30 protein-coding genes are annotated in these 25,758 nt (G+C 34.7%); 15 read left to right on the forward strand and 15 right to left on the reverse strand.

Translation table 11 applies throughout. The annotated features are described in order from the left end of the window. Both H625_RS13490 and H625_RS0110230 read right to left on the reverse strand, forming a co-directional pair. The coding region (locus H625_RS13490; protein ID WP_156897223.1) for an IS3 family transposase at nucleotides 1–247 on the reverse strand (247 nt) is incomplete at its 3' end. A gap of 41 nt (nucleotides 248–288) precedes the next feature. After that, complete coding sequence (locus H625_RS0110230) at nucleotides 289–570, reverse strand: IS3 family transposase (RefSeq protein ID WP_035785821.1); 282 nt, start codon at nucleotides 568–570, stop codon at nucleotides 289–291. 77 nt (nucleotides 571–647) lie between these two features. On the opposite strand from H625_RS0110230, the gene H625_RS0110235 reads away from it, so the two are divergent. The 3 genes from H625_RS0110235 (at nucleotide 648) to H625_RS0110245 (ending at nucleotide 3,167) form a co-directional block, all read left to right on the forward strand. Then, the gene (locus H625_RS0110235; RefSeq protein ID WP_026859822.1) at nucleotides 648–1,799 is read left to right on the forward strand and encodes a zinc-dependent alcohol dehydrogenase; all 1,152 of its coding nucleotides are present in this window, start codon (nucleotides 648–650) and stop codon (nucleotides 1,797–1,799) included. Between the two features lie 243 nt (nucleotides 1,800–2,042). Continuing rightward, nucleotides 2,043–2,345, forward strand: a complete 303-nt coding sequence (locus tag H625_RS0110240) for a putative quinol monooxygenase (protein ID WP_026859823.1) — start codon at nucleotides 2,043–2,045, stop codon at nucleotides 2,343–2,345. Nucleotides 2,346–2,492: 147 nt separating this feature from the next. Then, nucleotides 2,493–3,167 carry an IS6-like element IS257 family transposase gene (locus tag H625_RS0110245; RefSeq protein WP_026859824.1) on the forward strand — a complete coding sequence of 225 codons (675 nt, stop codon included), beginning with the start codon at nucleotides 2,493–2,495 and terminating at the stop codon, nucleotides 3,165–3,167. Nucleotides 3,168–3,334: 167 nt separating this feature from the next. Here the strand turns inward: H625_RS0110245 and H625_RS0110250 are convergent, their stop codons facing one another. The 4 genes from H625_RS0110250 to H625_RS0110265 all read right to left on the reverse strand — a co-directional run bounded on the left by H625_RS0110250 (nucleotide 3,335) and on the right by H625_RS0110265 (nucleotide 8,453). After that, nucleotides 3,335–4,366, reverse strand: coding sequence for a PIN domain-containing protein (locus H625_RS0110250; RefSeq protein ID WP_026859825.1), 1,032 nt, complete (start codon nucleotides 4,364–4,366; stop codon nucleotides 3,335–3,337). A gap of 422 nt (nucleotides 4,367–4,788) precedes the next feature. Continuing rightward, nucleotides 4,789–6,366, reverse strand: coding sequence for an ATP-binding cassette domain-containing protein (locus H625_RS0110255; protein ID WP_026859826.1), 1,578 nt, complete (start codon nucleotides 6,364–6,366; stop codon nucleotides 4,789–4,791). 31 nt (nucleotides 6,367–6,397) lie between these two features. Next, entirely contained in the window at nucleotides 6,398–7,258 is an 861-nt protein-coding gene (locus H625_RS0110260) for a S41 family peptidase (RefSeq protein ID WP_026859827.1), read from the reverse strand. Beyond that, on the reverse strand, nucleotides 7,251–8,453 hold the full coding sequence (locus H625_RS0110265; protein WP_026859828.1) for a radical SAM/SPASM domain-containing protein: 1,203 nt from the start codon (nucleotides 8,451–8,453) through the stop codon (nucleotides 7,251–7,253). Before H625_RS0110265 ends, H625_RS0110260 begins: the two co-directional genes overlap by 8 nt. 466 nt (nucleotides 8,454–8,919) lie before the next feature. Between H625_RS0110265 and H625_RS0110275 the strand changes: the two genes are divergently transcribed. From H625_RS0110275 to H625_RS0110285, 3 genes are all read left to right on the forward strand, one after another. After that, nucleotides 8,920–9,483: a recombinase family protein gene (locus H625_RS0110275; RefSeq protein WP_026859829.1), complete on the forward strand. Its 564-nt coding sequence runs from the start codon at nucleotides 8,920–8,922 to the stop codon at nucleotides 9,481–9,483. A 335-nt stretch (nucleotides 9,484–9,818) separates the two neighbouring features. Further along, the gene (locus H625_RS0110280) at nucleotides 9,819–10,028 is read left to right on the forward strand and encodes a helix-turn-helix transcriptional regulator (RefSeq protein ID WP_026859830.1); all 210 of its coding nucleotides are present in this window, start codon (nucleotides 9,819–9,821) and stop codon (nucleotides 10,026–10,028) included. After that, nucleotides 10,025–10,444: a hypothetical protein gene (locus H625_RS0110285; RefSeq protein WP_026859831.1), complete on the forward strand. Its 420-nt coding sequence runs from the start codon at nucleotides 10,025–10,027 to the stop codon at nucleotides 10,442–10,444. The genes H625_RS0110280 and H625_RS0110285 overlap by 4 nt, the downstream gene beginning before the upstream one ends. Nucleotides 10,445–10,490: 46 nt before the next feature. Here the strand turns inward: H625_RS0110285 and H625_RS0110290 are convergent, their stop codons facing one another. Beyond that, complete coding sequence (locus H625_RS0110290; RefSeq protein ID WP_026859832.1) at nucleotides 10,491–10,784, reverse strand: nucleotide pyrophosphohydrolase; 294 nt, start codon at nucleotides 10,782–10,784, stop codon at nucleotides 10,491–10,493. Further along, nucleotides 10,784–12,436, reverse strand: coding sequence for a DUF2075 domain-containing protein (locus H625_RS0110295; protein WP_026859833.1), 1,653 nt, complete (start codon nucleotides 12,434–12,436; stop codon nucleotides 10,784–10,786). The genes H625_RS0110290 and H625_RS0110295 overlap by 1 nt, the downstream gene beginning before the upstream one ends. A 141-nt stretch (nucleotides 12,437–12,577) precedes the next feature. Between H625_RS0110295 and H625_RS0110300 the strand changes: the two genes are divergently transcribed. Beyond that, a complete protein-coding gene (locus tag H625_RS0110300) occupies nucleotides 12,578–13,522 on the forward strand; it encodes a nucleoside hydrolase (protein ID WP_026859834.1) in 945 nt (314 codons plus the stop codon). Nucleotides 13,523–13,607: 85 nt separating this feature from the next. On the opposite strand, the gene H625_RS0110305 is transcribed toward H625_RS0110300, so the two are convergent. Together H625_RS0110305 and rsgA are read right to left on the reverse strand one after the other, a co-directional pair. After that, the gene (locus H625_RS0110305) at nucleotides 13,608–15,230 is read right to left on the reverse strand and encodes an ABC transporter ATP-binding protein (protein ID WP_026859835.1); all 1,623 of its coding nucleotides are present in this window, start codon (nucleotides 15,228–15,230) and stop codon (nucleotides 13,608–13,610) included. After that, a complete protein-coding gene (gene rsgA / locus H625_RS0110310) occupies nucleotides 15,205–16,182 on the reverse strand; it encodes a ribosome small subunit-dependent GTPase A (RefSeq protein WP_026859836.1) in 978 nt (325 codons plus the stop codon). Before rsgA ends, H625_RS0110305 begins: the two co-directional genes overlap by 26 nt. A 461-nt stretch (nucleotides 16,183–16,643) precedes the next feature. On the opposite strand from rsgA, the gene H625_RS0110320 reads away from it, so the two are divergent. The 6 genes from H625_RS0110320 (at nucleotide 16,644) to H625_RS0110345 (ending at nucleotide 21,930) form a co-directional block, all read left to right on the forward strand. Next, complete coding sequence (locus tag H625_RS0110320; RefSeq protein ID WP_026859837.1) at nucleotides 16,644–18,260, forward strand: gamma-glutamyltransferase family protein; 1,617 nt, start codon at nucleotides 16,644–16,646, stop codon at nucleotides 18,258–18,260. A gap of 20 nt (nucleotides 18,261–18,280) precedes the next feature. Then, a complete protein-coding gene (locus H625_RS0110325) occupies nucleotides 18,281–18,499 on the forward strand; it encodes a hypothetical protein (RefSeq protein WP_169516138.1) in 219 nt (72 codons plus the stop codon). A 721-nt stretch (nucleotides 18,500–19,220) separates the two neighbouring features. Continuing rightward, nucleotides 19,221–19,490, forward strand: coding sequence for a hypothetical protein (locus tag H625_RS13655; RefSeq protein ID WP_156897224.1), 270 nt, complete (start codon nucleotides 19,221–19,223; stop codon nucleotides 19,488–19,490). A gap of 36 nt (nucleotides 19,491–19,526) precedes the next feature. Then, nucleotides 19,527–20,783: a M20/M25/M40 family metallo-hydrolase gene (locus H625_RS0110335; protein ID WP_035785888.1), complete on the forward strand. Its 1,257-nt coding sequence runs from the start codon at nucleotides 19,527–19,529 to the stop codon at nucleotides 20,781–20,783. A 48-nt stretch (nucleotides 20,784–20,831) separates the two neighbouring features. Continuing rightward, nucleotides 20,832–21,317 (forward strand): GNAT family N-acetyltransferase, encoded by a 486-nt coding sequence (locus tag H625_RS0110340; RefSeq protein WP_026859840.1) that lies wholly within the window; start codon nucleotides 20,832–20,834, stop codon nucleotides 21,315–21,317. A 124-nt stretch (nucleotides 21,318–21,441) separates the two neighbouring features. Further along, complete coding sequence (locus tag H625_RS0110345; protein WP_026859841.1) at nucleotides 21,442–21,930, forward strand: TspO/MBR family protein; 489 nt, start codon at nucleotides 21,442–21,444, stop codon at nucleotides 21,928–21,930. A gap of 82 nt (nucleotides 21,931–22,012) precedes the next feature. On the opposite strand, the gene H625_RS0110350 is transcribed toward H625_RS0110345, so the two are convergent. From H625_RS0110350 to H625_RS0110375, 5 genes are all read right to left on the reverse strand, one after another. Next, nucleotides 22,013–22,270 (reverse strand): hypothetical protein, encoded by a 258-nt coding sequence (locus tag H625_RS0110350; RefSeq protein ID WP_026859842.1) that lies wholly within the window; start codon nucleotides 22,268–22,270, stop codon nucleotides 22,013–22,015. Between the two features lie 21 nt (nucleotides 22,271–22,291). After that, nucleotides 22,292–22,465, reverse strand: coding sequence for a hypothetical protein (locus tag H625_RS13790; RefSeq protein WP_169516139.1), 174 nt, complete (start codon nucleotides 22,463–22,465; stop codon nucleotides 22,292–22,294). Nucleotides 22,466–22,819: 354 nt separating this feature from the next. Next, entirely contained in the window at nucleotides 22,820–23,158 is a 339-nt protein-coding gene (locus H625_RS0110365; RefSeq protein ID WP_026859845.1) for a hypothetical protein, read from the reverse strand. Between the two features lie 271 nt (nucleotides 23,159–23,429). After that, complete coding sequence (locus H625_RS0110370) at nucleotides 23,430–24,143, reverse strand: alpha/beta fold hydrolase (RefSeq protein ID WP_026859846.1); 714 nt, start codon at nucleotides 24,141–24,143, stop codon at nucleotides 23,430–23,432. Nucleotides 24,144–24,178: 35 nt separating this feature from the next. Then, nucleotides 24,179–24,352, reverse strand: coding sequence for a hypothetical protein (locus H625_RS0110375; RefSeq protein WP_169516140.1), 174 nt, complete (start codon nucleotides 24,350–24,352; stop codon nucleotides 24,179–24,181). Nucleotides 24,353–24,550: 198 nt separating this feature from the next. Here H625_RS0110375 and H625_RS0110380 point away from each other — a divergent pair, with 198 nt between their 5' ends. After that, nucleotides 24,551–25,078 carry a GrpB family protein gene (locus H625_RS0110380; protein ID WP_026859848.1) on the forward strand — a complete coding sequence of 176 codons (528 nt, stop codon included), beginning with the start codon at nucleotides 24,551–24,553 and terminating at the stop codon, nucleotides 25,076–25,078. A 226-nt stretch (nucleotides 25,079–25,304) separates the two neighbouring features. After that, nucleotides 25,305–25,637, forward strand: a complete 333-nt coding sequence (locus tag H625_RS0110390; protein ID WP_026859850.1) for a hypothetical protein — start codon at nucleotides 25,305–25,307, stop codon at nucleotides 25,635–25,637. Nucleotides 25,638–25,758: the final 121 nt, after the last annotated feature.

The raw sequence follows: 25,758 nt of genomic DNA on the forward strand, positions 1-25,758 counted from the left end.
CGACAGTATAGGTTGACACTAGGTTGTTCTGTTTCATGATCCGACCAATACGTCTTCTCGAGACTATCAAACCTTGTTTATCTAATGCATTTTTTATTCTTCGGGTGCCAAAACATTTTCGGTTAGAATTAAATACCTGAATAATTGTTTCATTGATCTCGTTGTCTCGCTCATACTGCTTGTGGGTTCTTTGTTTATTCATTTTAAAATAATAGGTACTTCTAGAGATTTGCAGGACTTTGCACATTGCTGACACTGAATATTTGTGTGCATTCTTACGAATGACTTCTATTTTCGTCCCATGATCAGCGCTGCTTGCTTTAGAATATCGTTCTCCATTTTTAATTGTTGAATGTCCTTGCGAAGTGTTCTGAGTTCACGTTCTTCCTCAGATAAATTGTCGATATGATTAAATGAGCCTGTGTTCTGATGATTTTTACCCCATTTATCTAAAGCCGAAGCCGTGAGATCATACTCCCGTACAATTTCAGATTTTGATTTACCATTTTCAAATAATCGGACCATCTGTAGTTTAAATTCAGGGGTAAATGTTCTCCTCGTTCTTGACATAAAAAAACGCCTACTTTTATTGATTTAACAATAACCTCCCTCATAGGAGTTGTCCAATCAAGTGTAGACGATTCAACATGAAAGCAGTCACTTATCAAGGACATCAGAAGATGAAGATGGAAAAAGTTGAAGACGCTAAGATTATTGAATCAACTGATGCAATTATAAAGATAACAGCATCTGGGATTTGTGGTTCAGATTTACATTTATATCATCAAGGTGATTTATTCATGGAACCTGGTTTTGTCATTGGACATGAACCGATGGGTATTGTTGAAGAGGTAGGAAAAGATGTAAAAAAACTAAAGAAAGGAGATCGTGTGGTAATACCTTTTAATATTGGGTGCGGGGACTGTTTCTACTGCAATAACGACATGGAATCTCAGTGTGACAATTCTAATGAAACACCAGCGAACTGGAAGTTAGATAATGGTGGACTATTCGGTTTTGGTAACCTTCATGGTAATCACTGGGGAGGACAGGCAGAATACTTAAGAGTACCTCATGCTGACTTTTCTTCATTTAAGGTTCCTGATAACAATCTAAAAGACGAGCAAGTTTTATTCTTATCAGACGTTGTACCTACTGCTTACTGGAGTGTAGAACACTCAGGCGTTAAACCGGGAGATACAGTCATTGTATTAGGTTGTGGCCCTATCGGTTTAATGGCGCAGAAGTTTGCGAAACTAAAAGGTGCAGAGAGAGTGATTGCGATTGACAATGTACAGCATCGTCTCAATCACGCCAAAAAATACAATGGTGCTGAAGTGTATAACTTTGATGAAGAACAAGAAATAGGTAAACTTCTTAAAGAAAAAACTCGAGGCGGCGCAGATGTTGTTATTGATTGTGTAGGAATGGATGGACAGCAGTCGAGTCCAGAACAAGAGCTATCTGAGAATTCTCAACAACGTGGAACAATAAGTCCTATACTTACCGCTACTGAATCAGTAAGAAAGTTTGGGACAATACAGCTTACCGGTATATATGGATCACCTGCTGATAATTTCCCTCTAGATTTAATATTTAACCGTGATATTACAGTAACAAGTGGACAGGCTCCTGTTATTCATCTAATGCCTAAACTTTACGAGATGATTAAAGATGAAGTATTTGATCCTACAGAAATTATTACACATACTTTCCCACTTGAAAAGGCAGACGAAGCTTACAAAGTATTTGATCAAAAGAAGGATAACAACATTAAAGTTGTATTTAAACCAGAATAGACTATAAAAACTTTTGTTCTCTGATATTAAATTATTGGATAATATTAGAGGAGGTAGTTTCTCTCATTAAAAAATAAAAGGGGTATCATGAGCACTAAAGTGGACCCCGTGTCAAGGACACTTTAAAAAAGAGTGGTTGTTTTTTTAATGACACCCCTTTGCCCAAGCATATGTACTTCCGATAAAAAATGTTATGTGATATATTAATGGATGAAGTTTCTAATTTGAGGAGGAGGTAGAAAAATGGTTAATGTAGCGCTATTGATTCGACTAGAAGCAAAACCTGGAAAAGAAGAGGAAGTTGAAAGCTTCCTACGTGGGGCCCTACCTGTGGTTCAGGAGGAGTCAGAAACGATCGCATGGTTTGCGATCCGACTTGGACCTACGACATTCGGCATCTTTGACGCATTCCCGGACGACACAGGTCGTCAAGCACACCTTTCTGGTCAAGTGGCTGCGGCATTGACGGAGAAATCTCCTGAACTTTTCGCAGAGCCACCAGTGATTGAAAATATTGACGTCCTTGCTTCCAAGCTTCCTAAATAAAGTCATATTATCGCTGCCATCGTATCTGTCCAGAGACAGTGGATGGCAGTTTTTTGATTATTAGTTTTGGCGTGAGCTATATAAAGTGGAAGGTTCTGTTGCAAAGTTGAATTTATAGTATAATTTTAACAAAAAGGAGTCTTCTGTATGAACTATTTCAGATATAAACAATTTAACAAGGATGTTATCACTGTAGCCGTTGGCTACTATCTAAGATATGCATTGAGTTATCGTGATATATCTGAAATATTAAGGGAACGTGGTGTAAACGTTCATCATTCAACGGTCTACCGTTGGGTTCAAGAATATGCCCCAATTTTATATCAAATTTGGAAGAAAAAGCATAAAAAAGCTTATTACAAATGGCGTATTGATGAGACGTACATCAAAATAAAAGGAAAATGGAGTTATTTATATCGTGCCATTGATGCAGAGGGACATACATTAGATATTTGGTTGCGTAAGCAACGAGATAATCATTCAGCATATGCGTTTATCAAACGTCTCATTAAACAATTTGGTAAACCTCAAAAGGTAATTACAGATCAGGCACCTTCAACGAAGGTAGCAATGGCTAAAGTAATTAAAGCTTTTAAACTTAAACCTGACTGTCATTGTACATCGAAATATCTGAATAACCTCATTGAGCAAAATCACCGTCATATTAAAGTAAGAAAGACAAGGTATCAAAGTATCAATACAGCAAAGAATACTTTAAAAGGTATTGAATGTATTTACGCTCTATATAAAAAGAACCGCAGGTCTCTTCAGATCTACGGATTTTCGCCATGCCACGAAATTAGCATCATGCTAGCAAGTTAAGCGAACACTGACATGATAAATTAGTGGTTAGCTATATTTTTTTACTTTGCAACAGAACCATCTCAAATCTCCTTCAACATAGATTAGGGGGATGAATAGTATAATATAAAAAGATTACAGTAATTACCTATTTGCAGATTAACAGAGTATTGTTAGAAAACCTTAAACTATGTATCTAACATATCCCATTCATCTCCTAAAACCCATCGTAATGCAGAGAGTTTTCCGTTAATCATTCCCCATTCAAATTCATCCCACGGAATTAGCTCTTCCGAGTCATATTTTTCTTCGACTTTTTCAGCTGCTCTAAGCGCTCCTTCCCAAATATCGCGTTGGATTGGTCGTGTTGAATGGCTCTTGATTGGGAAGTTTTCTTCTTCAACAATTTGAATAATTCCTTCTTCGACTTTTTCTCTTAAAACCTGATGACGATTGTACCAAACTTTTGTGCCAAGCTCTTCGATAGCTTCGATAATTTCAGTCAGTCTTCTTGGTTCTTCAAGCCAATTATATTCAATCATTAGATCGTCAAATTCTTCTGGTTGAATGTATTTTAATGCTTCACCTAAAGTTATAAAATAAAATGATTTTGTCGACGAAAAATATTCTTCGATATCCGGGTGCGGTAGTTTGTTATTTTTCTCCTGATGACTGAAATCATGAGTATTATGTGAGATAAAGACATAACGATTTTCCACCACTTCTTTTTCTCTGACAGCATCTGCATAAACCTCGATTAATATTGCATCACCAATTCCATTACGTTGTCTGTGAAACGGGGCTCGTTTATCGATAGCACGCTGTGCTGATCGAATTTTCACTGCATCTGAAATTTCAATTATGGGAGTACTACTAAACAATCTTTCTATCTGATTAACCATATCAGCTGCAGCTTCACCTAACATAGGAAGTCGATGATCAACATCATTAAGTTGAGTTATCACATCCATTTTTTGTTCCGGATCGCCAAATTTATCAATTACTTTCTTTACTCTTTTCAAAGTACTAGATAAACTTCGTCCACTTTGTTCGACGATACGGTCTTTATTTCTCTCAAATTCATCGATAATTGTCCTTGGTAGAATCAACTCCACTTTTCCTTGTTGAATTGATTCTTCAAGTGCATCTAAAGTCGCTTGTTGCTGATAATCTTTTGCAAGATCAAGCCAAACACAGGTATCAATTAGAATCTTATACAAATATTCAACATTCCTTTCATTTGATTTGAGATATTACTTTCAATTTATAACTCGGCCAATCTACAGCTTCTCTATCTATATTGAAATTATCTTCCTCTACATGTTACTTAGAGTTTTCTGCCACTGTAGGTAACTGTACTGAGAGAATTAGATATTTTTTTCAAAGTCAGGAAGAAGTATCTTTCCTACGTTTTCTATACTTTTTAAAGCTCTATTTGAAAAGATATCATTGGATAATCTCTATTTGTGAATATTTGTTCTACAATAATAATAACAAACTATAGACCAACTATCAGAAATTCATGAAGGTAGAATAATAATTAAATTAAAAATAGTAGTTCAAAAAACGACCGTTATTAACAAATTTTAGTTTTAAATACAAGTTTAGAAACACCTAGAATAAATTCTACTCAAATTTTGTTCTATTGAGTAGAATTTATTTTAATTTCTTTATTACAAAATTCTTTAACTGTTAAGTCATGAGATATTACAAATACAATTTTGTTTTTCATTCTCTCAAGGACTGTATTTAGAATTATATTTTGTGAATCTTTATCGATATTACTAGTTACCTCATCTAATATTACGACATCATAGTCTTCTTTTAATAATCTTGCTAGCATAACTCTTTGTTTTTCTCCGCCTGACAAGTTACTACCTTGATCTAACAACTTCCCATCTAAACTGTGATTGTTAAGTATTGAACCCATTAGTTCAGAATTTTGCAGATTACTCCAGTCATAATATGGATCAACAGATCCAAAGGCAATGTTCTCTTTTAAGGTAAAGGGTAAGATTGATGTTTCTTGTGATAAATAAAATATATGACTTCTTAAGGACTTAATGTTGATATCTTCTAACTTATGTTCGTTTATACGTATACCTGAAGCATCTCTGAATTTTAATAGTGATTTCATCAAACTGCTTTTTCCTGATCCTGAAGGCCCATCAATATAAATAATATCACCACGACTAAAAGTAGCATTAATATTGTATGTGATACTTTTCTTAGCAACATTGAAGTCAACTTTACCAAAATGTATAGATTCTATATCTTCTAAAATAATATCTTTCTGTTTTTCCTGTTCATTCATAATACTTTCTTCAACAAATTCTTTTGATACAATTAAATCTCTATATTCCAGGTTTACATTGGTAAATGCTTGAAGAGCAGTGAAGAATATCGGAAGTACGATACTTGCAATGACTAAATCACCGACTTGTGTTTCTCCCGTGAATATTAAGTAAGCCAAGGCGAAGAACATTAAATTTTGAACGAAACTGTTGACTAGTTTGATAATTAAGCTCGTACTTTGTCCAAATTTATTTACATTCGCCATTGAACGGTAAATTCTTTCAATAGAAGGAGAAATCATTGACGCTATTCTTTTATAGTCACTTTCCTGCTTAATCATATCGGTATTTTTAAATATAGCGATTAACTCTTTATAACCGGAAGATGTCTCTTCTTGCATGACCTTACTTTTCTCATGAAGCTTTCTATTAATAAATTTATATCCTAAGTAATTAATGGGGACGAGTGCCAATAGCATTAGAAATAGATAAATATTAATCAAGCCAATAAGGACAAGGGAAACCGTGATGATAATGACATTACTTATAATGCCAACAAGACTGTTAATTAAAAATAGGTATAAGTTATTAACCGTTTGGCCAATACGATCAATTAAGTAAGAAGACCCTTGTTCTAAAATCGAATCATATTTCATATTAAATAATTTTGCGTATAGTTCCTTGGTGTAGTCAGTATTAAACTTTAATGCGAAGTTTTCACGTATGATGACCATTGAAATTTGAATCGCATAGGTAATAAACATAAATACAATAATCAGTATAAAGTTTGGAGTATTAATCGTGTAGTTATTATTAAAAATGTTGGACAATAGAATAGGTACAGAAACAGTTAGAATTGCGGTAAATAAAGTCAAAATAAAGGTGATGATAACAAATTTTTTATTCTTAAGCATTATATCTTTCATTTGTATATCATCTCCTTTAGTTGTTAATCATTTAATCAGCACTTAACCGAGGGGAAGCGTCTACGTCATCGTTAAAATAATATATGAATTGAGGTATTTTAATATAATATGATTTATATTTAAATGTATTTGTAACTATATTTTTGCCACCAGAACTACTGCCATATATCTTTGCGTTACATTTTACTTTTAATGCTTTTGCTATTAATTCTGCAGAGCTTAGTGTGTGGTGGTCAATTAAAACATGTATACATTTGGGTGATATGGTCATTTTATTACTACAAGTTACTTTATAATCATTATGACGACTTTTAAAGTAGACAATGTTTTCTTTATAAGGAATGAAGTGTTCTAGAAAAAGTATAGCATTTTTAACTGAACCACCAGAATTTCCAGATAAATCTATAATTAGATTTTCAACAGGTGTATTAAGAATCCTCGAGAACTCTAGATTACCGTTAACATTTTGAAATTTAATAAATAGATTGTTATTTTCTCTTAGTATGAGATTTTTATCTTCATTATTATACATAACTTCTGGTGTTTTAATAGAAACTAAATACATTCTATTTTTAAATTTTAGTAAAAGTTGGTAAGAATCACGTTTCTCAATAAGTTCTTTGAAAGGATTATGATTATTAATTAAGCAAACTTGAGAATGATCGTGTATCTGTAAAGATGAAGGTGCTTTTTTAATATATAAAAGTCCTCGACTGACATAGTAATCAATACCTAATAGGTCAAAGACATTCCAGAATAATAAATTATCTTTACTTAATTTTAAGTATTTGTCATTATACGATAAAATATATTTTTCGGGGTTACTGTCACTCATGGGTAGAGGAGTATATAAATAATATTTTTCAAATAAAGTTGCTAATTTTTTATCCATAGGTGTTGAGTATATTCTTTAATTTATTCTCAGCAATTCTTTTTTGTAACCCACATAGAACTTCACTGCTAGTGTTGATATCCCCGAATAAATTTTCTGATATCGCACTGCAACCACCGCCACATAAATGTCGGATAGAACAAGTGTTACATCCTTTTATATTGTAGACAGCACGATCTTGAAACTTAGCTGTAATGGATGATTCTTTAAGTACACTCAACCAATTTTCCTCTTTTACGTTTGTAATCTTATAATTCTCTTGTATCATTGTTTGACATGGATATATTGATCCATCAGAATCAATAGCAATTATTTTAAATGATGCTCCACAGATTGCTCCACTAGTAGAGCAATCTTGTTTATCTAGTGGTAAACAATTAAGATTGGGAATATATTGTAAATCTTCGTCATAATTGTTTGGAATAAAAGGAACGACTATATAATCCATTCCCAAACTTTTTGTAACAAATTCCTCAACATCTTTCCAATCATCGTTATCATTTACTGCAACAGAACGAATTAGAAACTTATACTTGAATTCATTTGGTATCGCTTCCAGATTTCTAATCAGTTTTTTGATATTTAGACCTAATCTTAAATTATTTTCATCTTTTAGAGTATCTAAGCTAATTACGAAATGATCGACATAGTCTAAAAGCTCTAATTTTTTATTAAGAAGCATACCATTAGAAAGGATATCACATGTCATACTTAAAGACTTAGTATATTTGCAGAGCTCAATAATGTCTTTTCTGAGTAATATTTCTCCACCAGTAAAGTTAATATGTTTAGTACCTATTTGTGAAAGCTCATAAATTGTGTTCTTGCATTCTTCAGTTGTCAGCTGATCTGGTTTATTTAAGTTTTCCATATTGTAACAATACGTACATCGAAGGTTACATCTCTGCGTTGCATGAAAATAAACGGTATCTATTGTTACACTAGTATCTCTATTTTTTAAAATTTTATCAAAGATGTTTTCATTATATGCATCAATACTTTCATATATAATACCATTTCTAATAAGCTTTTCTACGTCTTCTATTTCTAAAGAGTTTGTATCAATAGAATGAGGATTTTTATTAATATGTTCATATACTTCCTCATCTACAATAACAGCTTTGTTATAGTCTGGAGAATATAATAAAGATTTTTGATTTTCTTTTATATGAATTAGGTCTTCTACTAATTTCACACAAAAACCTCCTTTTAAAATATAAAGGCAGCAATGCTGCCCCTATTTAATAACCAGAGCCACTACCAATCTTTGATCCACATGCACATCCACAAGATTCCAAAGTTTCTAGAATATCTTTGGGCAATTCTTTGACTTTAGACATATAATCTCTCCTTTCTGAACTTAGGCTCCAGAGCCTTTTCCAGTTATTGATCCACACGAGCATGCACAAGACTCCAAAGTTTCCAAAATATCTTTAGGTAGTTCTTAAAACGACCGTTAATTGGACTGTTTTATAAACGAATAAAATAGTCCTTTAAATATATGATTAAAGTTCAAAAACACGTATAATAATCAACGTATAAATAATATGAAAACACCTGAGTTTTTGAACTCAAGCATCAGCTGTACGCTTTGATTTATGAACATTGATAGGGTCAGTGTGTGTTTAATACGATAAAAACGACTGGAAAGGAGTGAGAAAATGGCGAAAATTGGATATGCACGCGTCAGTACTCGGGATCAGAACTTAGATAGTCAAATTGATATGTTAAAGGCAGTCGGATGTGACCGTATATTCTCTGAAAAAGTGAGTGGGCGAAAGTTTAAACGCACGGAATTAGATAACTGTCTCGACTATTTGCGTGACGACGACACACTTGTGATTACTAAACTCGATCGATTGGGACGGACTACAAAGCAACTGATCGAATTATCGCAACATCTTGAAGACAATGGGATAGATTTGGAAATCATCGATATGAACATTAACACGAAAGATGCGATGGGGAAAATCTTCTTTACGATGATGAGTGGATTCGCTGAACTGGAAGCCAGCCTACTTAGTGAAAGAACAAAAAAAGGGTTAGAATCCGCACGATCGAGAGGCAGGGTTGGTGGACGACCACGAATCACTCAAGAGAAAGTGAATATGATTGTATCACTCTATCATAGTAAAACATATACCATCAATGAGATAATGAAAATGACCGGTGTGTCAAAAGGGACGATATATAATGTAATCAATCAGGAGAAATTGAATACATAGCAGGATATGATGTTTATTCGATACGCTAGAATCGGTTCAAACCGTCGCATTGAGATGCGTTGAAAAGATAATAAATATACATAGAAAAACCGGTGTCACAAGAAGTACAATTGATACAAGCAGTCGAACATTGAAGTTAGACTAGGAAATGGACAGGAAACGTCTCAGGTGACCTATACAGTATTGGATACAGATGGCATACTGAAAATTACTGATTATCAGTAAGTATATAATTTTAAAAGATATCCGTTGGAGGTAAAGACTTCTTTACATTCTACGGGTATTTTGTTATTGTCTATGTAAAGATAACTTTACAGCGCAGGGAGGCGTATTTAATGAAAGTGGTTAACTATATAAAAGAAATACGTCTGTCCAGGGGGATAACCCAGGTTAAAATGGCTGAGGATTTACAGGTCACGAGACAGACTATCAATGCAATTGAAAAGAATAAATATAATCCGAGTCTGGAGTTAGCACTAAAGTTGATAGATTATTTCGATGTACCGATAGACGAGTTATTTATTTTAAAGGGGGATGACGAATGAGTGCCAAGAATGAAAAGAAAGTATTGATTCCAGAGAAATATAGTTCATTGTTCATGATTACTTGCACGTTTTTCGGAGCTATTCTGGGATCGCTTCTGGTATATTTTATACAAGGTGAATTTCCATATGAAGTCCTTGCAGGTGGATCAGCAGCAATTATTATTCTAATAATTATTGAAGTAATAAAAAAGAAGAGCAAGAAAGATAATGTGCCGGAAGTTGATGAACGGGTAACTCATAATATTTTTAATTTCTTTGCATATGGCTCGCATATCTTTATGGCTATTTTGATTATCGGTATAGCGGTATTTACAATGATGGGTAATGAAACAATGCCGTTAGTATATCTTTGGATATTCGCTTTTGCATATATATGGATTGTAGGAATAGGTGCTCTTGTTGTTAAAAGAAGATAATTCTTGTAATTAGAATAAAAAGGAAAGCTGATTTCAGCTTTCCTTTTTACTTACTCGGGTATTTTTCTGCATTCTTTTTAAGTTTATTTAGTATCGCTTCGTTCATATCTATATCTAAGTCATCTGCCATCATTAAACCATAAATAAATACATCGGCAAGTTCGTCTTTAATATTCTCTCTGTTTTTTTCTGCACCTTCTTCAGCGGACAACCATTGGAAATTCTCCAGTAGTTCAGATGCTTCCAATGATAAAGATAATGCTAAATCTTTTGAGTTATGGAACTGTCTCCAGTTTCGTTCATCCCTGAATTCATTAATCTTATCTGTTAAGTCTTTCATTACAGTTCACCTCGTTTTGCTTTGTTTAAAGCTTTGCGTAGTTTTTCATCGCTAGCATAAATATATAATCCTTTAACTCCACGTTTCATTAATACGTTGATTGAGTTTAGGATAATTTGTTCTTTAGTATCTTCAACAGTGTATTCAACGGATTTATTCTTGAAATCTTGAAATGCACCTTTATCTTTATAGTTTTTTGAAATAATTTCAAGCTGCTCAGTCTTTTCATTATATGAAACAGAAGGCCCGAGTATGACACCGACATAATTTAAGTCAAAGCCTTGGACTGTATAGATAGATCCAACTTCTTTAATTGTTTCACGTCGTTCTGCCCAAGTTCTACTGTCGTTAGTGGTATTCCACAAACCTTTGAAGCCGATTTCTTCTACATAGTAATCCCCGCCATCTTTTTTATGCTCATAGTCAAAGGTGGCTACGATTCTGGAAAGTTTATGTTTATCGTTTTTTGCATCAATAGCTTCAAACATTTTACCAGCATCATCAAATATTTTGAGTTCATAGTCACCGGTAGATTTAGGGATTGATGTTACCTTACGTGCGACAAAATTATCTATCCAGTCAACTACAGATGTATCAGCCTGGATTCTGAATTGATCTGTCAGTTCAAATGTTTCAACGTTAGCATCCTGAGTAATCTCATTAAATAACTCTTCAGTCCAATAACTTTTAAGCTTTAGGAACTGTTTTTCATCAAAGACTATAATTGTGACTTTACTGTTATGAATGATGTCATTTAAATGATTTACGCCTTTAAATCCGTTAAATGCATCTTCACTGGAAAGCAGAAGATGTGCTTCATCTATCAATGTAATATCAGGATTAATCTTTCCTTTATTTGAAGCTGTAAGAAAGGGTGTTGGTTTCATAAAATTTTTCTTCTTCAAGTTTGGAAGACTATCTGATATTGCTTTATATGTTTTTATCATTTCCTCGTGATTCACTAAAAGATAATTCTCGGTCCCTTGTAAATCATTCTCGTCTTTTGTATAAGACAAATCTTGTATGGCATTGAAAGTTGAGCTTAAAACAACACTTTTTCCAGTACCAGCTTCACCCTTAATAAAATAAACAGATGGTTTGTCAGATTTAATATTTCTTTTACAGAAATCCAGAATATTTTCTTTTAATTCGATTTGAGATTCTGATAACTCTTTATAAGGCGATAATTTAAATATATCTTTGTTTTGCAGATATTCTAAAGTACCATCAACAAGCTTATCTTCTCTGAGTTTTTCCCACAGTTCTTTAAAAATATCATGATTATATTTAGGTTTGTCATAGTAATTATGAGTTACAGCAGAAGTAATTTGACTCTTGTTTAAAATTTGATACTTTTGATCTGCTATAAAGAAGTTAATTAAGTTAGTCTCAATGTTGTATGTTGCTGATTGGTTGAAGAGGTCGTGAGATACAATTACAGCTTTCTCCAACTTACTTTTAACAGGATCTTTAATGTGGCTGTTTAATCTGTTTCTGATTTGCACAGTCTCACCTATATAGGCACTGGATTTCTTTTTATCATTATGAAGTATGTAAACAACAGGGTAGTTATTAAACTTTGCGCTGCTTAAATCTGAAATTGAATTCTTATTAAATTCATAAGCTGAAATTTCTACATTTTTCTCTTCCATATATAAGCTCCTTGAGTGATTTGAGTCTATTATAACGAACTTAGGTATAATCTTCATATAAATACAGAATGTTATGAAATTGATTAAAATAGTATAATGGTAATAAAGTGAAGAAAATATCTTTAGAAGTGAGGATTTTTAATGAAAAAAGTAATCATAGATACTGACACTGCTGGAGACGACACGATAGCAATTTTAACTGCTCTACATAATTTCGACGTTCTGGGTATTACAATTACCGGCGGTAACGTTGATTTTAATCAACAGATTGATAATGCATTATATACTACCCGGGTTGCTGGCCAGACAGAGATTCCTGTTTATCCCGGATACAGTGGACCGATTTTTGGTGATACTGAGCAGGAGCATAGAACTGTCGAGGATGTGCATGGCAGTGATGGTATGGGTGATTCTTTCTTCCCTAAACCTGAGCGTTCTGCCGAATCGACGCATGCGATTGATTTTATCATCGATACGATTAACGATAATCCAGGTGAAGTGTCGCTTCTTGCGATTGCACCTTTAACGAATATTGCTATGGCGATTAAAAAGGAGCCGGGTATCACAGAGAAGATTGAGCATCTGTACATTATGGGCGGAACGAATAATGCGCTCGGCAATATAGTGCCTGCTGCTGAGTACAATTTTTACGTTGATCCTGAAGCTGCCAAATTAGTGCTGCAGTCAGGTATTGAAATGACTATGGTCGGTTGGGATATGTGTACAGATTACTCTCTGATGTTCGATGAAGAGCATGCTGAGATTGAAAGCTTTGATACAGCAGGTTCACAGTTCTTTAAAGATGTGAACAAAGTCGTGAAGAAGTTTAATAAAGAAGTACATAAACTGAATGGAACGACTCATCCAGATACATTGCTCGTTGCAATTGTAGCTGATGAAAGAATTATGGAGAAGTCTGCTAAGTATTACGTTGATGTGGAAACAAAAGGAGAACTGACACGCGGTTACAGCCTGGTAGATATTAATGGCCGATTAGGTAAAGAACCGAATGTCAGAGTGTGTGAAAAAGTAGATAGGGATTTATTCAAAGAACATTTGTATGAAGTTTTGAAAGCAATAGATTAATAGCCAGATTAGATTAATGATATGTGATTATAATAAAGCCTGTAGATAAATTTCTACAGGCTTTATTAAGCATAACTATTATAATTTATTTTATCTGATATATATAATCAAGTTCTTTACTTATCACATCATTTAGCCGGTGTGTAATCATTACTACAGTATAATTACTTCTTACCAGCCTTCTTTCTATTTCAACTGATGAGCTTTTGTCTATAGCTGAAGTCGCCTCATCAAGCAGTATGATTTCCCGTCCTCTTATTATCCCTCTGGCGAGTGCGATTCTCTGCTTTTGTCCTCCCGAAATATTTTGACTATTATAAGAAATGTAGGTATCTTCCTGAGCAGGTAATGACTTTATCCAGTTAGTCAGGCCCGTAAATTCTAAAACTTGATTAATCTCTTCTTGAGAATATTCCACACCTAACGTTATATTTTCTTTAACAGATCCACTGAAGATATGTGGCTGCTGACTTATATAGGTAAAGTTATCTCGCAAAGCTTCTGGTTTAATGTCATCATAATCTATACCATCCATTTGAATACTTCCTTGATATTCAGTTAAGTACCCAATCAATAAATTTAAAATAGAACTTTTTCCAGATCCTGATTCACCAATAATAGCGTATTTTCCTCCCTTATGAACCGTTAATGAAAAATCTTTTAAAATGGGGACATCGTCATATGCGAACTGTATATTTTTCATTTCAATGCATCTTTTAAATTGATAAGAACTATTCGTGTTCTTCGATAACTTATTTTTCACATTAAATTTTTCGAAAATCGGAGAAGTTGTTTTAAACTCAACAAGATTTGCGCTTAGACCTGTCAAACTGGAGAAGATAGTTGCTGAAAAATATTGTGCTGCAGTCAAAGTACCAATGGGCACTATATTTTTAAAGAATAAGTAGCCTGCAAGACTAATAATAAGTACCTGACTAATTAAACTTACACCGTTAGTAGTTGCTGACATTACTCCGGAATACTTTGCATAAGCGACTTTTTCTTTAGCTACTTTCTGTGATTCTCTAACAGTGTTATTTATAATATAATCTTTTAAGTTTAGTGATAGTATTGTACTGAAACCATTCATTAAGTCAGTTAGTTTAGTGGTCATTTTTTCATTTACACTTGTTACACTGAGCATTTGATTATTTAATCTTCTTTTAAATAGATTTGGTACTATCAGCATAATCACTGCAAGTAATATAACAGAGATATTTAAAGTGTAGTGGAAAGAAAGCAGGGCAATGCTGCTGAACATTATATTGAATACCTGAGAGGTAACCATCGATAAGTTAGCATATCCATATTCGTTGATTGTACCTACATCATTAATCATCCAGGAAACATATGTGCCGCTTTCATTCTTGAAAAATGTTTCATAATCTAAATCCGAAACATTTTTACTTATATCTTTCCGCATCTCTATATTCATTTGCTGAACAGTTGCAGAAAATTGCCATGTTTCCAGATAAATTTGTGCAACCCAAAATAAGAAAATGACTCCCATTATTAGTATCCATTTAAAGAATCCCTTAATATTATAATCTGCTAAAGCCGTGAGAGCATTTGCACTGGATAATCCCCATAAAGTTAAGGACAGAGAGCCAAGTATAATTATGAAAAACATTAACACATTGGGTTTCCAGCTTCTCTTTAAATACGTCCTTAAACTTAGCTGCTTATTTAACTTTTTTTCTTTGTTCATGGCGTAACTGTCCTTTGACTACTCTTAAATTTTCCTTATATCTTTTATAATATGCTTCGCTCATCTCTCCGTTTTCTATGGCATTTAAAACTGCACATTTAGGTTCATGGGTATGTGTACAGTCGTTAAATTTACAATCTAATGACAGCTTCTGAATATCTTCAAACAATACACTTTTATCAATATCTCTAGTAGTACTGATGGTTTTAAATCCGGGTGAATCGATAATGTATGATTTGAGATTATCTGAGTAAAACATTTTTGTAGTAGTGGTAGTATGTTTCCCCTTACCATCAATACGAACTTCATTAGTATTCATTTTATAATCATTTAATAAATTATTTATAAGAGTGGATTTACCGGCTCCTGAAGCCCCGATTAACAGAGAAGTCTTATCTTTTAAGAATAATTTTTTAATATCTATTAACGACTCTTCACGTAAATTCGAGAACACAGTTACTTTAAAATTTGGATATACAGACAGTATTTTTTGTTTTATATCCTCAGCCAAGTCTTCGAAATTACCTTTGGATATAAGAACGTGCATATCAATATTGTCTTGCTGAAAAGTAAATACATATCGTTCAAATTTTGATAATGTAAATCTTTGATCAGCTGCAATCAAAACGAATAGCTGGTCAACATTTGCAGCAAGCAGTTGTTCATTCTCTGCTTCATGAAAACTCTTAGCAGCGTAGCTTGCCTTTTTAGTAACTGAATTTAATCTGGGTTTTACAGATGTGATCAGATTATAGTCATCAAATAGTGTATATTCTACAAAATCTCCGACAAACACTTCATTACTTTTTAAATTACTCACTGTTTCAGCTTTTTTAAATTCATAATTACTGTCAGCAATAGTATATATATAGTTTGTTTTTTCAATTACTCTTCCTATGTTTACTTCCTCTGCAATATTTAGCTCATTTTTATAGTTATTTATTCCATACATAAAATAATCCCCTTAACTTCTGTTATTTTTATACATAATCAATAGAAAAAGGCATTCCTTAAAATTTGAGTTAGTATTACCCAAATCTTAAGGAATGCCTTTGAATATATTTAATAACAAACTGGTATATTAAATGTATTTTATAAATATTATTAAGACGCCTTACTTAAATAAACAGAAATATACATTCTGGATCTAAATGCACGTCGATATTTACGGAGTGATTGGGTACTATAAATTTCTCATTATGTTTTAGATAAGTCATAGTAACCCCTCCTCTCAAATCTTAATACTAATATAACACAAAAGTTCATTTTGTAAACGCTTTATTTTAAATTGTTTTACTTATACAGAATGACTTCTATTTATTATCTCAAAATTCAGATTAAAAATTGTTCAGCAATTTCCCATTATGATAATCTTGATATAAACAACCGCTACATAACAAAGGGGATATTTTAATGAAAAATTTCGACACGCTCTACAATCCTTATCATTCACAACGTAATCCTGTCGTCGCTAAAAAGGGGATGGTTGCCACGTCGCAGCCTTTAGCGGCTCAGGCAGGGCTCACTATTATGCAGAATGGCGGCAACGCTATTGATGCGGCGATTGCGACTGCTGCAGCGCTCACTGTCGTTGAACCGACGACTAACGGTATCGGCGGCGATGCGTTTGCGCTCGTCTGGGTTAAGGATACGCTCTACGGTTTAAATGGCAGCGGTAAATCACCCGCTTCTATTTCCATCGATAAAGTCCGCGCTGCAGGCTACGATGAGATTCCTAAATACGGATTTACTCCGGTCACTGTTCCGGGACAGCCTGGTGCATGGGCCGAGCTTTCCAGACGGTTCGGCAAACTGCCATTTAAAGATTTAATGCAGCCGGCGATTCAGTATGCGGAAGAGGGTTATCCGATTTCACCTGTTCTCGCGAAGTTATGGAACAGGGCGGCTGTCAGATTTAAAGAAGCGTTCGAAGGCGATGAGTTCGATCACTGGTTTGAAACGTTTGCGCCAGACGGGCAAGCACCGAAGGTTGGAGAGATCTGGAAGTCACAGGATATGGCAGTTACATTGGGAGAGCTCGGAGAAACTGAATGCGAGTCGTTTTATACAGGAAATATTGCCCGGAAAATAGATGAATATTCGAGAGCATACGAAGGCTACATAAGAAAAGAGGATTTGGCAAAATACAAACCTGAATGGGTGGACCCGATATCGGTGAATTACAGAGGATACGATGTCTGGGAAATACCGCCGAATACTCAGGGCATTATCGCTTTATCGGCATTAAATATACTGAAACATATGGATATTGCAGATAAGGAATCGACGGATACATATCATAAACAGATTGAAGCAATTAAACTGGCATTCGCAGACGGGGAGAAATACATTGCAGATCAGGCGTATATGAAGGATGTTACAGCTGAAGATATGCTGGATGAATCCTATGCAAAAGAACGTCTGAAATTAATTACGAACAAAGCAAGGCAGCCCGAAGCGGGTGAACCGAAAGCGAGCGGCACGGTATATCTGTCTACGGCAGATGAAGAAGGGAATATGGTGTCGTTTATACAAAGCAACTATATGGGATTCGGTTCAGGACTCGTTGTCCCTGGTACCGGAATCGGACTGCAGAACAGAGGCTGCGATTTTAATCTGGATCCGGAATCACCAAATGCACTGGGCCCTGATAAACGTTCGTACCATACGATTATTCCGGGTTTCATTATTAAAGGGAAAGACGCACTCGGGCCATTCGGTGTAATGGGCGGATTTATGCAGCCGCAGGGACATGTCCAGGTAGCGATGAATACCATCGACTTTCACCATAACCCGCAGACCGCACTGGATGCACCGCGCTGGCAGTGGGTTAAAGATAAGACTGTCTGGGTGGAGAAGAACTTCCCACATCAGATCGCAGAAGACCTGATTAAACGGGGGCATAATATTGAAATGAAATTGGACTCAGGCTCATTTGGTCGGGGACAGATTATATGGAGAGACCCGGAAACAGGCATACTCTACGGTGGCACGGAAAACCGCGCGGACGGGCATGTAGCGGCGTACTAAGGAGAGCAAAGCATTTGAATATGAAGTATTACTGGCCATTTAATATATTGTTTATGATTTTAACTATAGAAATTTTAACGTTATTTACTATGGAAATAATAAGTGCCAAACAGTACCTGTGGGGAACATCAGGAACAGTAGCATATGGATTTGTAATATGGACGATGAACGACAAGCATAGAAAGAAACATAAGCGGACAGCAAGAGCTTCTGATACGCTGATTGACTTGAAAAAATGAAAAAAAGATATTGAAGCTCACTGACAAAGGTAGGATTAAATGAGAAATAGACAGTTAAAAATAATTTCATGGATCTTGTTAATAATATTAATAGATGTCTTTCTGTTTTCATTTCTTCCAGACTCTAATTGGCTGGAAATATTCATGAGTTTAATAATTATTTTGGTTGTAGGCGGTATTGGAGCCACTTTTATATTAAAGAGATATGGTTAAGACGTTATTAGACAATAAGAGGTGACCTGCAAAGATTATTATTCATCTTTGTCATAACTCTTCGGTTCAGAAATCCATATGAAGTGAATCCATGACAGGAAGAGCGCGAAGATTATAGACACGATTGAGGTAAGCACTGTTAAAATATCCCCGGCTTCAAATATGGCTAGGAAAACAATAAGGTAAATAAAGAAAGCTATTCGGCTGATAGTTTTTGGACTGAAATCCTTCGTGCTGATATTAACACCTCATTATAGTAAGTTTTATATATGTGTATAGACTCTTATGTCCGATAGAAAACAAATAACTAATTCTAAGAAGGTAAAGGTGATTTTGATGGAGAGAAATATAGTGAATCAAATCGAGAGTAAACTTAAATCTATATCATTCCTGAAGCTGACAATGTTGTCATTTGTATTAGGTGGCGCCGGGACTCTGGTTTTCGTTACTACGAGAGATATTCTGAATATGTTTAATTAATTTAAATTACAATCACAATAAATAAAGGGTGATAGTTCTGATTTTCATTAACATTTTATATCTGCTGCTTGTAGTTGTTGGGATTATTTTATTTGCATACAGTTTTAAAAACAAACGCAGTGTGTATGCAATGCTGGCTGTTATATTGATATTGGTACCGATTATTATCCTGACGATTGGACCGTCTTTCCTTGGATTGGCACCGGCCCTTTCTTTGTTGATTCTAATGGTTATTCCACCGGTTGGATCGATATATATATCGAGTAATGAATCGAATGGATTAGACAAAACGACATAAAATAGAGATGAGGCATTTAAATTGGTAAATAAAAATATGAATGAGGATGTCAAAAATAATTTAGTTGAGAAAGTAAGTAAAAATAAAGAACAGTTAGTGGACTTATGTTCACGTTTAGTACAGATTCCGAGTGAATCACCAGAATCAGATACACGTGAGATAGCTGCAGAGATTGCAGATGTACTTGAAAAAATCGATGGAGTTGAGGTTTCTTTTCATACACTTGAAGATCCGATTACAAATATTGTTGCAAGAGTGAAAGGGAGTGCTCCCGGAAAGCGTCTGATTTTAAACGGACATCTCGATACATACCCTGTCGGAGATGAATCTCTTTGGACGGCTGAACCATTTTCAGGTCATGAGAAAGACGGCCGTATATATGGAAGAGGTGTCTCTGATATGAAAGGCGGTATAGCGAGTTATCTGGTTACTTTTATGATAATGGCTGAAATGAAAGACAGCTGGTCCGGGGAGCTTGTTCTTACACTGGCTGGTGATGAAGAGACTATGGGGGTCAAAGGTACAAAGTACCTTTTAGACACAGTCCCGCATGCTACGGGAGATGCCATGATCAGCGGCGATGTCGGTACGGCGAAAGTGCTGCGTTTTGGTGAGAAAGGTTTAATGTGGATTGAGCTGAATGCGATTGGGAAAGCTTCGCATGGTGCACATGTTCATAAAGGAGAAAACGCAATTGACCGGCTGGTAGAAGGCATTGATCGGTTGAATAAAGAACTGGGCTCGTTAAAAGTTCATGCTCCAAAAGAGGTCACACAAGCTATAGAAGCATCAAGTGAAGTATCGGAGGAGTATTCCGGAAAAGGAGAAACAGATGTCTTACAGCAGGTCACAGTAAATTTCGGAGTAATCGAAGGCGGCGTATCTCCAAATCTCATACCGGCAAAAGCTTCTGCAAAAGGTGATATTCGAGTTCCCATTGGGGTGGAAATCGAGGAAGTGGATCAAAAGATTAAAGAGATTGTGGATTCTATAGAAGGACTGTCTTATAACATTTTCCGACAGTACGAACCAAACTGGTCAGATATTAACCATGAGATTTTTTCTTATACCGCTGATAATGTTAAGTATATAACCGGTGAGGAAACTGTGAATACAGTACGGGTTGGTGCTTCAGACGCCAGACATTACAGAATATCTAAAAACGTCCCAACTGTGAACTGTGGTCTTAATCCATATAACCTTGGGGGACCTAATGAATATATAGAAATAGAAAAGCTAATAGATTTAGCCAAAATCCATACTTTAATTGCGTTTGATTATCTGTCTAAATAACAGACGTAGGTCTGATGATTATATCAGAAGAAGAAAAGGGGTCTCGTTATGAACTGCATCATCCGTGAAATGGTAACAGAAGATACAAAGCAGGTTCAGTACGCAGCGAAAAAGAGTTGGAATGCGACTTATGAAGGTATTATCCCGATTGAGATACAGGATAACTTTTTAAAAGGTGCTTATAATAATCAGATGATGGAAAGACGTTTGGAACATTCATTAATGCTCGTTGCTGAAGCAGAGAATACTATCGCAGGTTTTGCCAACTTTACGCCGGTTAATCAGCAGGGTCAAACAGAATTAAGCGCGATATATCTACTTCCTGGATATCAGGGCGAAGGAATCGGATCAGCTCTGTTAAATGCAGGGATTGAAAAGCTGAAAGATGTGAAAGAAATTCATCTCGATGTAGAAAAAGAGAACACAATCGGTATGGCATTCTATAAAGCAAAAGGATTTAAAATAGTTGACGAATATAATGAAAATTTTGATGGGCATATTCTAAAGACCGTGCGCATGGTATTAGCTTTATAAGTTGCTCAGGCCTTTATGATTTCATAAAGGCCTGTTTTTTTATTCGTTATGTAAAATTAAAATATACCTGTGTCGTATTTTCATTTAAGGGTATATATGACTAATGATTAAAGGAGGATTTTGAATGAACAAACTGGAACGTATTGCTGATATTGCTCTGCCGGTTATAGGAGGCAGTATTGTAGGACTGTTGACGACACAACATGCAAAGAAAGATTACCAGGATTTTAAACAGCCTGTATTTTCACCGCCGAAAGAAGCATTTGGTATTGTATGGCCAATCCTTTATACAACAATGGGAATTGCCCGTACAATTACGAAGTCATCAAGAAAAGACTCTTCTGCAAATGCGTATCTGTATAACTCACAGCTTGGTTTAAATTACTTATGGAGTATTCTGTACTTCAAATTTAAATTAAGAGGCACATCTTTAATTGAAAGCTATGTATTATTTGCGAGTGTTTTACTGACAACAGTCGCATTTTACAAGACGAATAAATTCGCAGGATTACTGCTTGTACCATATGTAGCATGGATAGCGTATGCAACTTACCTGAATGCGGGATTTGTTGCGTTGAATCAAGGCAAAGAAGGATACTCCAACGATATTTAATATGAATAAAAGATGATATGAAAATGCAGTGCTTCCGACGTATATGCGGGCACTGCATTTCTTGATTGTCGTTCTTATAGGATTATAAAAATATAAACATTGAAGCAACAAATAATATCGGCAGTAAGTTAATAATGGTACTTAAGATACTTAACGTTCTTTTACTTGTCCCATTCTCATCAAATATAAAGGAAACGACACTTAGAATAAATAAGACTGTAGTAGTCAATAAAGGAAATCCAAACGGAACCAGAAAAATATTATCCAGCTCATCAGAAGCCATAGTGATGAATACATAGATTAGATTTAAGAAAGATAAAAGAAGTAGTAGCTTTTTCATGTTAAAAACTCCTTTAGGGTTCTATTTTAAAAACTTTGCATTCACATTCAGTCCGATAATACCGCCCAGGAACATGATTGTTAAAAAGATAAAAGGAAACAGATTGTCATATAAATCAAATACGACAACCAGTACAATTGCTGCAACAATCCATATTAGAAATATAATGGTTAAAATCTTTCTTATTCTTTTCATATTCAACATAGTTACCAGCCTTATTTTTATATTTATCCTTTAAGATTCCGCTGAATCAGAGTCTTTACGACCTTTGAAGAAGAGAATCGGGGCTATTACAAACATTATGATATTTGTAGAAGTACTGGATAAAAACCTCAGTCTCTCCACTATGTCGTTATGTGTATAAGCTATAAATGGAAAAAGCACGACACAGAAAGCAAAGTAGAATGTAAGTACCAGGTATGGAAACTCAAGTACATTGCCATTTGTAAAATGATTTACGACATAGATATAAAATCCGAAAACAGCCATACCGATTACAAAAGATAAAACCCTGAAAAAGATGTTGCCGGTATTCATAAAACATACTCCTTATTCATACGATTTAAGTATTTCCGTACTTTTATCAACAAGCATTTCTGATGTAATAAAAGATTTTAAAATAGATATGATGTTATTTTTTCTGAACACTGGATTGATTTTTAAAGCCTCTTCTTCCAGTTTATAATTACTGCCGTCATAATCTTGAACAAGCTTGGTAAAACCTCTTAAGTCGCTTTTAGATAGATCAAACAGAACTACAGTCTCATGTATAGTCGGCTGCTGCATCTGTTCATCGTGTAATGAACTAATAAGCGTCAGCAAACTTGTATTATGAAACTTCAGCTTTTCGATTTCTGCTAATAACTTTTCGTATTCATTATTAATCAAATTGATTACTCCTTTCACAGTATAAAGACCTTCTATTTATAACAGCGAATTTATAAAGTGCCCAACTGCCATCAGTACAAAGAAACTAAAGAACATTATTACATTTAATATAGTCAACCACTTATGTTTAGCTAGCAGACCAAAAGCAATTCCAAAAGGTGCAACAATGAAAGTCAGTAACCAGAAGGGGCTTGCTATTTGAAAGATTATATTTGGAACCCATAACAAAACACATGCCGCGAAACAAATGAGAGATAAAGTTCTAAATTTATTATTTTTCATATTTATTGAGGAACATTTCTAAAGTTTTGTTATAAATCTCCGACTGATCCAGGTGAACAGTATGACCAGCGAACGGTATTATCGAAACATGAATGTTCTTATTCATTTTAGGGTATGACAATGCTCCGGCAGTCTCCCTTGGATTATTCTCACCGACTATATAAAGTACAGGGAAGTCCAACATCGATAAATCAGCTGTTTGATCAAATGGATACCAATCAGATTTCTCAGTTGTTTTAAGAAGTTTTTTCCAATCACCTTTGTGTATGCTGTTAAAGTATTCCTCAGCCTCAGGGTTACTAAGAATTTCTGCAGTTGATTCTTTATCTTTCTGATTTAAACTTTCCCAATCAGCCGGTTTTTCTGACATAATACCTGACAACGTTAAGCTGGTAACTTTCTCGGGATAAGTTTTCGCAAAGATTAAACCGGCAAGTGCGCCTAATGAACAACCGACAATATGTGCAGATTTAATATCGAGGTTATCAAGTGTTTCGGCTAGATCTTTGGCAGTGTTCTCGAAGTAATCGGAATAATCATTAGTAACAGATTTACCGTGTCCGCGCAGATCGGTTAATATTACTTCATATTTTTTATCAAAATACTCTTTCTGTAAATCAAGTTCAGTTTTTCCTGTTTGCAATCCTGTATGAAGAAAAATAAGAGCTTCCCCCGTGCCTGATACCTCTGTGTGTAAAATCATAATATAATAGTCCCCTTTGAATTATGTTTTAACTGTTAATTCTGATGCTTCTTCTTTCGTTCTTTCTCCATCAGGATACCAATACTGATAAGAATAAATACCCCGAAAATTGAAAGTACAGCCATATCACCGCGGTTAGTAAGGGAGAAAGATACTAAAAGTATTACTCCAACTACTAATGAAATTTTTAAAAAAGTTAGCTTAATCATCATCATCTGCTTTCCGCTTTGATTGAAGTTATAAAAAAAGACAGTGATTTAATCAATCACTGCCGTCTAAAATTCATTACATCCATTATAGCAAACTTGTTTTTATTATTTAAGACTACTAAATCTATATCCCGATTTATATACTTAGATAAAGAGAGAAAAAATCTATGAACATCTAAATCAAAGGGGATGTATTTGATGGAATTAGGGCTTAAGACAAATGAAGTAAGGATTGTAGATTATACGATTGAATGGGCTGATGAGTTTGAGAAGGTGAAACAAGGGCTGATTGACAGTACAGGTCTGACAGAGGAACGGATTGAACATATCGGCAGTACGGCAATTGAAGGCATGTCAGCTAAACCAGTTATCGATATACTCGTTGGAATTGATAATTTGAATCATGCTGATAAAAAACTGATGAAGTCTTTTGGCAAAGAGGGATTCTTAAGATTAAAAGTGAAACGGCCAGGTGAAATTGTAATGGCTAAGTTTAAAGATGATTCTTATCAGGTGAAGACTCATTTTATCCATCTTGTGGAATATCGGAAACAGTTATGGAATGATCTCATATTTTTTAGAGATTACTTAAATGAAAATGAGGAAGCAAGGAAGCAATATTTAAGTATTAAGGAAGAGTTTTTGAGTAACAAGTCAGAGGGTATAGTGGAGTATACAGATTATAAAGAGGCGTTCGTTAACAAGATTATTGAGAAGAGAAGTTGATTTATCATATGAGGAGAGATCAATTTGGAATATATAAATATATTGCTGCCGATAATAGTTTTTACGGTGGTTCTGTTATTTGTAAGTAATTCATCCCTGTTTAACTCACAGGGCAGCGATGCGAAGAACTCACCTGCGAATTCTTTACTTAAAGGGCTTATCGGAATAGAAATTGTTGTATTGATTTTGCTTTTGGCTCTACAGCTGTAAAAGGGGAGGGTTTATCATGCTGGGGACGATAACCATCAATGATTTTAAGCTTTACGAAGGGGATATTGAACCACTCATTATTGGTGCTGTAGCTTTAATCGTTGTTTATTTGATAATAGATATGATTGCCTGGAGAAAGTTTAAAAAAATCACATTTTATGCAGACGTACTGGCACCGATTACAGTGTTTGTATTAGCAATACTATTTTCATTTGCTATTTGGCGAATTCAGGACTGGGCCATTATGATTCCATTTATTATGGTAATTGGCTACCTGCCTGTATCTATACTTCTGACAATAATTAAAGTAATAGTGGTATTAATCAAGAAGATTAATAAGAGTACCTGAAAATAATTTTAGGTGCTTTTTTACAAAGGGGATTAGTCATGTTTAATACAGAATTGATACATTCAAAGAGAGGAACTTTTGAAGTTTTTGTATATGGTCAGTTGTCTAGCTTATTTTGACA

The sequence above is a fragment of the Jeotgalicoccus psychrophilus DSM 19085 genome, assembly GCF_000425845.1.
Lineage (GTDB): Bacteria > Bacillota > Bacilli > Staphylococcales > Salinicoccaceae > Jeotgalicoccus > Jeotgalicoccus psychrophilus.